At 64.3% G+C, this 6,893-nt stretch carries 6 protein-coding genes; 2 read left to right on the plus strand and 4 right to left on the minus strand.

What is annotated here, in order from left to right; translation table 11 throughout:
• Nucleotides 1-144: 144 nt before the first annotated feature.
• The 4 genes from ACTHNE_RS19375 to ACTHNE_RS19390 form a co-directional block, all read right to left on the minus strand.
• Nucleotides 145-531 (minus strand): peptidase C13, encoded by a 387-nt coding sequence (locus tag ACTHNE_RS19375; protein ID WP_440270077.1) that lies wholly within the window; start codon nucleotides 529-531, stop codon nucleotides 145-147.
• Nucleotides 532-676: 145 nt separating this feature from the next.
• The gene (gene zapE / locus ACTHNE_RS19380) at nucleotides 677-1,783 is read right to left on the minus strand and encodes a cell division protein ZapE (RefSeq protein ID WP_440270078.1); all 1,107 of its coding nucleotides are present in this window, start codon (nucleotides 1,781-1,783) and stop codon (nucleotides 677-679) included.
• Between the two features lie 127 nt (nucleotides 1,784-1,910).
• Complete coding sequence (locus ACTHNE_RS19385; RefSeq protein WP_440270079.1) at nucleotides 1,911-2,597, minus strand: alpha/beta hydrolase; 687 nt, start codon at nucleotides 2,595-2,597, stop codon at nucleotides 1,911-1,913.
• 106 nt (nucleotides 2,598-2,703) lie between these two features.
• Nucleotides 2,704-3,225, minus strand: a complete 522-nt coding sequence (locus ACTHNE_RS19390) for a c-type cytochrome (RefSeq protein ID WP_440270080.1) — start codon at nucleotides 3,223-3,225, stop codon at nucleotides 2,704-2,706.
• A gap of 733 nt (nucleotides 3,226-3,958) precedes the next feature.
• On the opposite strand from ACTHNE_RS19390, the gene ACTHNE_RS19395 reads away from it, so the two are divergent.
• A complete protein-coding gene (locus ACTHNE_RS19395) occupies nucleotides 3,959-5,218 on the plus strand; it encodes an efflux RND transporter periplasmic adaptor subunit (RefSeq protein WP_440270081.1) in 1,260 nt (419 codons plus the stop codon).
• Between the two features lie 125 nt (nucleotides 5,219-5,343).
• Nucleotides 5,344-6,893: efflux RND transporter permease subunit (locus ACTHNE_RS19400; RefSeq protein ID WP_440270082.1), on the plus strand; the 1,550-nt coding region annotated here is incomplete at its 3' end.

The raw sequence follows: 6,893 nt of genomic DNA on the forward strand, positions 1-6,893 counted from the left end.
TATTTCCCAGCGATGGGTGGTGGGCGACAGGCCCCGGCGCGCGGGGGGTGCGTGTGGTTTGGGTTCGCCCCGCGTAACCCACCGATGCCCCATAAATAGTGTGGGTAACGCGCCGCTAACCCAACCTACGGTCGCCGCATGTACTTACATGCTTACGTCGATTTCGATCGGGTAATCGGTCGAACCGGGCAGCTTCGGGGGCACGGGAAACGTCCACGCGGCGAACTGTCCGGCGAGGCATTTTGCCACCGGCGTCGGTGCGCGTACGTCCACATTGAGCGGGTGGCCGTCCGGTGAAATATCGGCGACCAGGGTGAAGGGCGATTTGTCGGCGGGCACGTTGCTGGCCAGGCAGGCTTTCAGTGCATCGGTCATGGGGTTGCCGATCCTGGCCCAGAACTGCTTCTGGTATGCCGGCCCGGTGGTGCCGGCTTCCACCATCTTGGCGCGCTGCACGCGTGCGGTGAACGTATCTGCAGAGGTGGCGGGTTGCGCACCGGCAAGCAATGCAAGGGCGAGAAAGGTCAGCATTGCGGTGACTCCACGGCGGCGAATGCCGCAACGTAGCAGCACCGCAGGGCGAGGTGAAGCGCTGTGACGTTTGCGCGCAACACTGCACGAGGATGGCCATTTGCGCGGGGAGCAGGGAATGCCTGCTTTAGCATGGCAACCCAAGCTACGGATGGTGTTCGAGCGCCAGATATTCCTCGCTCTGCATCTCGATCAAGCGCGATTCGGTGCGGCCGAATTCCGCGCGCAGGCGTTCGCCGTCGTACAGCTCGGTAATCGGCGCGGCGGCGGAAAGAATCAGCTTCACGTGCCGGTCGTAGAACTCGTCGACCAGTTGTACGAAGCGCTTGGCCGGGTCTTCGCTGTAGATGGTGAATTGCGGCACGTTGGAGATGATGATCGCCGCCGCCGTCTTGGCCAGTGCGATGTAGTCGGCGACCGCGCGCGGGCCGTCGCACAGCGCGGCGAAGTCGAACCACAAGATGTTGCTGGCACGTTTGCGTACGGGAATCGGGCGATCGTTGATGACGATGTCGCCGCCTTCGATGACCTCACTCTGCGCCTGGCTGGAAAAAATCCGCTGCAGTTCGCGCTCGGCTTCCGCGCCTGGCGGCGTGTGGTACACCGGCGCATGGGTAAGCGCGCGCAGGCGCCAGTCGTGCGCGGAGATCATTTCCACCACGTGGCAATGCTGCTTGATCGCTGCGATCGCCGGCAGGAAACGCGCGCGCTGCAAGCCGTCCTTGTAAAGATTGTCGGGCGCGGTATTGGAGGTGGTCACCAGCGTGACGCCGCGGGCGAACAAGGCATCGAGCAGGTTGGCCAGGATCATCGCATCGCCGATGTCGTTGACCAGGAATTCGTCCAGGCAAAGCACGCGGCAGCGCTCGGCGATGCCGGCGGCGACGTCCACCAGCGGATCCTGCCGCTCGCCCAGTTCGCGCAGGCGCTCGTGCACCTCGCCCATGAAGCGATGGAAGTGACGCCGCAACACCACGCCATGCGGCAGGCTGGCGGCGAACAGATCCATCAGGAACGTCTTGCCGCGCCCGACGCTACCCCACAGGTACAAGCCCGGCACTGCCTGGCGCTCTTCCCCGCCGAGCAGCGATTTGAGGCGGCCGAAGAGGCCGTTGCCGTTTTCGCGCACCGCGCACAAGGCGGCGTGCATGCGGTCGAATTCCGGCAGCACGGCCAGCTGCGCGGGATCGGGCATCCAGCGATGCGCACGGACGCCTTCCTGGTAACGCACGCTGGGGGATAGATCGTTCATCGGGGTTCAAACCTTGGAACCATGCCTGCACGGAGCTTTGGTAGGTTGGGGTGCAAACCCCAACATCACGTCGTGCACGAAGGAAACGTTGGGGCTCGCACCCCAACCTACGGGCGTTATGCAAGCATCACTCACGCACCGGCGGCAAATGATCGTGCATCCAGTGTTTCACCGCACCGCGCAGATCCATCAGGCGGCGATGGAAGAAATGCCCGGTCTCGGGCATGCGCACCAGCTCGGGCGGATGTTGCAGGCTGTCGATCCAGTCGAACACCGCTTGCGGTTCCACTACTTCGTCTTCCTCGCCCATCACCACCAGCCATGGGCAGGTCGGCAGGGCGAGCGTTTCATGCGACCAGCGGCCGACCGGCGGCGCAATGCTGATCAGCGCCTGGGCCTTGAGCCGCACCGCGTTGCGCAGCGTTACGTAGCTGCCGAAGGAAAAGCCGGCCAGCCACAGTACGTCATGAGGTCGCACCGTGCGTACCCATGACACCACGGCGGCGAGATCGTCGCTCTCGCCGCGGCCGTTGTCGTACTCGCCGGCCGATTCTCCGGCGCTGCGGAAGTTGAAGCGCAGCGTGTCCAGGCCGCATTCGCGCAGGCTGCGCTCCAGCATGGTCACCACTTTGTTGCGCATGGTGCCGCCATCCTTGGAATTGGGATGGCAGATCACGGCGGTGGCGCGACGCGCGCCGGGACGCTCGGCAACGTCGGCAATGGCCTCGAGTGGGCCGACCGGGCCTTGCAGGGTGAATTCGGTGAGGGTGTCCGGAAATGCGGACAGATGGGAGGAGGGGGCAGCGGAAGTCATGGCGCCATGATAGCTGCCCGGATGCATCGGCGTTTTCGTAGGTTGGGGTGCGAAGCCCAACGTCGCCATGCCCACGTTGGGGTTTGCACCCCAACCTACGAACGTCTTATTTGGCCTGATCCACGATCCACGTCACCGCGGCCTTCACCTGCGCATCGTTGAGCGAAGGATTGCCGCCCTTGGCCGGCATGAAGTTACCGTCGGGGCCGTGGTAGCCGTCGGTGGCGTGCTTGATCAGCGTATCCAGGCCCTGCGCGATGCGCGGACCCCACATCGCTTTGTTGCCCAGCACCGGCGCACCGGCCACGCCGGCGGTGTGGCAGCTGTGGCAGAGGTTGTCGTAGATGGTCTTGCCGTCGGTGGTGCCGCCGTAGGCCACTTGCGCGGCGGCGGCCTTGGCGGCGGCCTCCTGCGCGGCCAGCATGGCGGCGCGACCGGTGTTGCCGGCGTAGACGGCGCCGTTGGGCGCGAGTTTGGCGGAAAGTTGCTGCGCGGCGTTCGGATCGGTTTCCTTCGGCTCGTGCTCGTAGATCGTCCAGGCGGTGAAGATCAGGACCAGGGTCAGCACGCCGAGGCCGGCGATAAGCAACGAGAACTGACGCAGGAAACTCTGGTCGGATTTGCTCATGGAACCGCTCACGCAAGTACTCCAGTCATCGAATTGAGGGAGGCTCTGATCCATTCTGCGCAGGTGTCACCGGCGCTGTCCGTTCGCAGGCCACAGGGGCATCGGCGAAGGCAGGCAGGCCGCCTGTCGAGACGATGGACCGAAGGCATGCGGACGGACAGCGCCGGCCCCACACACGTTGATTCAAATGATGGGGTGATGTCCAGAAGGCTCGCAGTCTGCGCCGCGCGGCGTGGCAAGACGGCCAGTCTTTCCTGCGCCGCGCAGCACACCCTGCAAGCCTTCTGGACATCATGCCACCTGTGCAGAATGGATCAGAGCCTCCCTGAATCTGGAAAGCCGCCACGTTTCCCCCGTGACGTACCTTGGCGCCCCTGGCGACCGTGCCATGGCTCGCCGTATGGCGCGCCATGGCAATAATTGTCCGAGTATAGACGAAGCCTGCTGCATGTTAAGCCATCGTCCTGCCACATCGTTGCCGCCATACCGCGGCGATTTGTCCTGACTCCTTTAGTACAGTGCGTCGTCGGGTGCCTGCAGGCTGACGGTCATACCTGCTTGCTACGCTCCAGCTCCCCGGACCGTGCCATCGGTCATAAGGCACCTGTGTCAACTGGCATTGTCCAAGGTCGTTCAGCAGCACCTATGCTTGTTCGCAAGCTGCAAGCCATGAAAGCGCATCGTTCGCGCCGGCGGAGTCGGGTGGTTCCGTCGTTCATTCCAGGAGTTTCACATGTCGCGTTTTTGGAAAATCGCGTTGGTCGTGATTGCCGTGTTGCTGGTGGGAGGAGTCGCTTTCCGCTTGTTGCACAAGCCGGGCGAAGCGCCGGGCGCCAATCGCCAGGCCAAGGCCGGTCAGAACGGCGGCCCACCGGGTGCGCCCGGCGCCGGCGGGAAGGACGACGCGCCGGTGCCGGTCACGGTGGAGCCCACCGTCAAGCAGAATGTGCCGGTGTACCTTACCGCCACGGCCACGGTGACGGCGCTCAATACAGTGACCGTCAACCCGCAAGTCGGCGGGCAGTTGTGGGCGATCAACTTCAAGGAAGGCCAGCCGGTAAAGAAAGGTGACGTGATCGCCCAGATCGATCCGCGCACGTACCAGGCCGCCTACGACCAGGCGGCGGCCAAGCAGAAGCAGGACGAGGCCTCGCTCGCCACCGCGATCAGCACGCTGGACCGCAACCAGAAGCTGGTCGCCAGCGGTTACGTGGCCGCGCTGAACATCGACACGTATCGCAACAACGTCAACCAGCTCAAGGCCACGGTGGTGGCGGACGAGGCCAGCGTGCGCTCGGCCAAGGTGCAGCTGGATTTCACCAAGATCGTCTCGCCGATCGACGGCGTGGCCGGCATCCGCCAGGTCGATCCCGGCAACGTGGTGACCACCAGCACGGCGATCGTCACGATCACGCAGATCCAGCCGATCTATATCGTCTTCAGCCTGCCCGAGCAGAATCTCGAGGCCGTGCGCGATTCATTCCAGGGCGGTGCGAACAAGCTCGAAGTGATCGCCCTGGACCGCACCGACGCCCATCCGCTCGACACCACCGGCACGCTGCAGGTGGTAGACAACCAGATCGATACCTCCACGGGTACCTTCAAGTTGCGCGCGATCTTCAACAATCCCGGCAGCACCTTGTGGCCGGGTCAATTCGTGAACGTGCGGCTGCGCGTGCGTACCGTCGCCGGCGGCATGGTAATTCCGGCGCAGGCGGTGCAGCGCGGTCCGGACGGCGACTTCGTCTACAAATTGCAGAAGGATCAGACCGTGGCGATGCAGCCGGTCAAGGTGGCCGGTGAAGTGGGCGAGAGCCACGTGATGGTCAGCGCCGGCCTGAACGAAGGCGATCAAGTGGTGACCGAAGGCCAGTTCCGCCTGAAGCCCGGCAGCAAGGTGAAGGCGCTCAAGCCTGGCGAAGTGCCGCCCGTGCCGGTGGCCACGGACGACAAAAAGGGCAAGCAAGGCGGGCGTCGTGCCAGCGGTGGCTGATGCCAGTACCACTTCCTCTTCTGTGTTCCTGACCAAGGCATCGTTGGTCAGGAATGGGGAAGAGGAAGCTATGACGGCGCTCTCTACGGACGAGAGCACGGCTCACATCTAAACGGTATTCCCCCATGGGATTCTCAACCCTCTTCATCCGCCGCCCCATCGCCACCTCGCTCCTGATGGTGGCGGTGATGCTGCTCGGCGTGCTCGGCTATCGCCAGCTGCCCGTCTCCGCGCTGCCGGAAATCGAAGCCCCCAGCCTGGTGGTCACCACGACCTATCCTGGCGCCAGCGCCTCGACCATGGCATCGCTGGTCACCACGCCGTTGGAACGCCAGCTCGGGCAGATTTCCGGGCTGGACATGATGACCTCCGATTCCTCGGCGGGCCTGTCCACCATCGTGTTGCAGTTCAATATGGACCGCGACATCGACATCGCCGCACAGGACGTGCAGGCGATGATCAACCAGGCGCGCGGCACGCTGCCCAGCACGCTGCCGTATCCGCCGGTGTACAACCGTGTGAATCCGGCCGATGCGCCGATCATGACGCTGATGCTCATCTCCGACAGCCGCCCGCTGCGCGACGTGAACAACTACGCCGACTCGATCCTTGCGCAAAAACTTTCGCAGGTGCAGGGCGTGGGCCTGGTGTCGATCGCCGGCAACGTACGCCCGGCAGTGCGCATCCAGGTGAATCCGGCGCAGTTGGCCAACCTGGGCCTCACCATGGAGGACGTGCGCAGCGCGCTCACTCAGGCCAACGTGAACGCGCCCAAGGGCACGCTCAATGGCGCCACGCAGTCCTACACCATTTCCACCAACGACCAGTTGGAAACGGCGGCCGAATACAAGAACACCATCATTTCCTACAAGAGCACCACCGGCGCACCGGTGCGCCTGTCCGACGTGGCGAAGGTGGTCGACGGCGTGGAGAACGACCAGCTCGCCGCGTGGGCCAACGGCAAGCCCGCGGTGCTGCTGGACATCCGCCGCCAGCCGGGCGCGAACATCGTCAAGACGGTGGAGCAGATCCGCGCCACGCTGCCATCGCTGAAGGCGGTGCTGCCGGCCGACGTGCATCTGGACGTGTTCGCCGACCGCACCATCACCATCCGCGCCTCGGTGCACGACGTGCAGTTCACGCTGATCCTCACCATCTTCCTGGTGGTGGCGGTGATCTTCGTGTTCCTGCGCCGGCTGTGGGCCACGATCATTCCATCGGTGGCGGTGCCACTGTCGCTGATGGGCACGTTCGGCGTGATGTCGTTCGCCGGCATGTCGCTGGACAATCTCTCACTGATGGCGCTCACCGTGGCCACCGGCTTCGTGGTGGACGATGCGATCGTGATGATCGAGAACATCGTGCGCTACATCGAGCAGGGCAAGAGCGGCAAGGAAGCGGCCGAGATCGGCGCGAAGGAAATCGGCTTCACGGTGCTGTCGCTGACCGTTTCGCTGATCGCCGTGTTCCTGCCGCTGCTGCTGATGCCGGGCGTCACCGGCCGCCTGTTCCATGAATTCGCCTGGGTGCTGACCATCGCGGTGGCGATCTCGATGCTGGTGTCGCTGACGCTGACGCCGATGATGTGCGCGTATCTCCTCAAGCCCGACCAGCTTCCGGAGGGCGACGATGCGCACGAGCGCCACGCCGCCGCCGGCAAGCGCGGCGTGTGGCT

Source organism: Dyella sp., from assembly GCF_051954575.1.
GTDB lineage: Bacteria > Pseudomonadota > Gammaproteobacteria > Xanthomonadales > Rhodanobacteraceae > Dyella_B.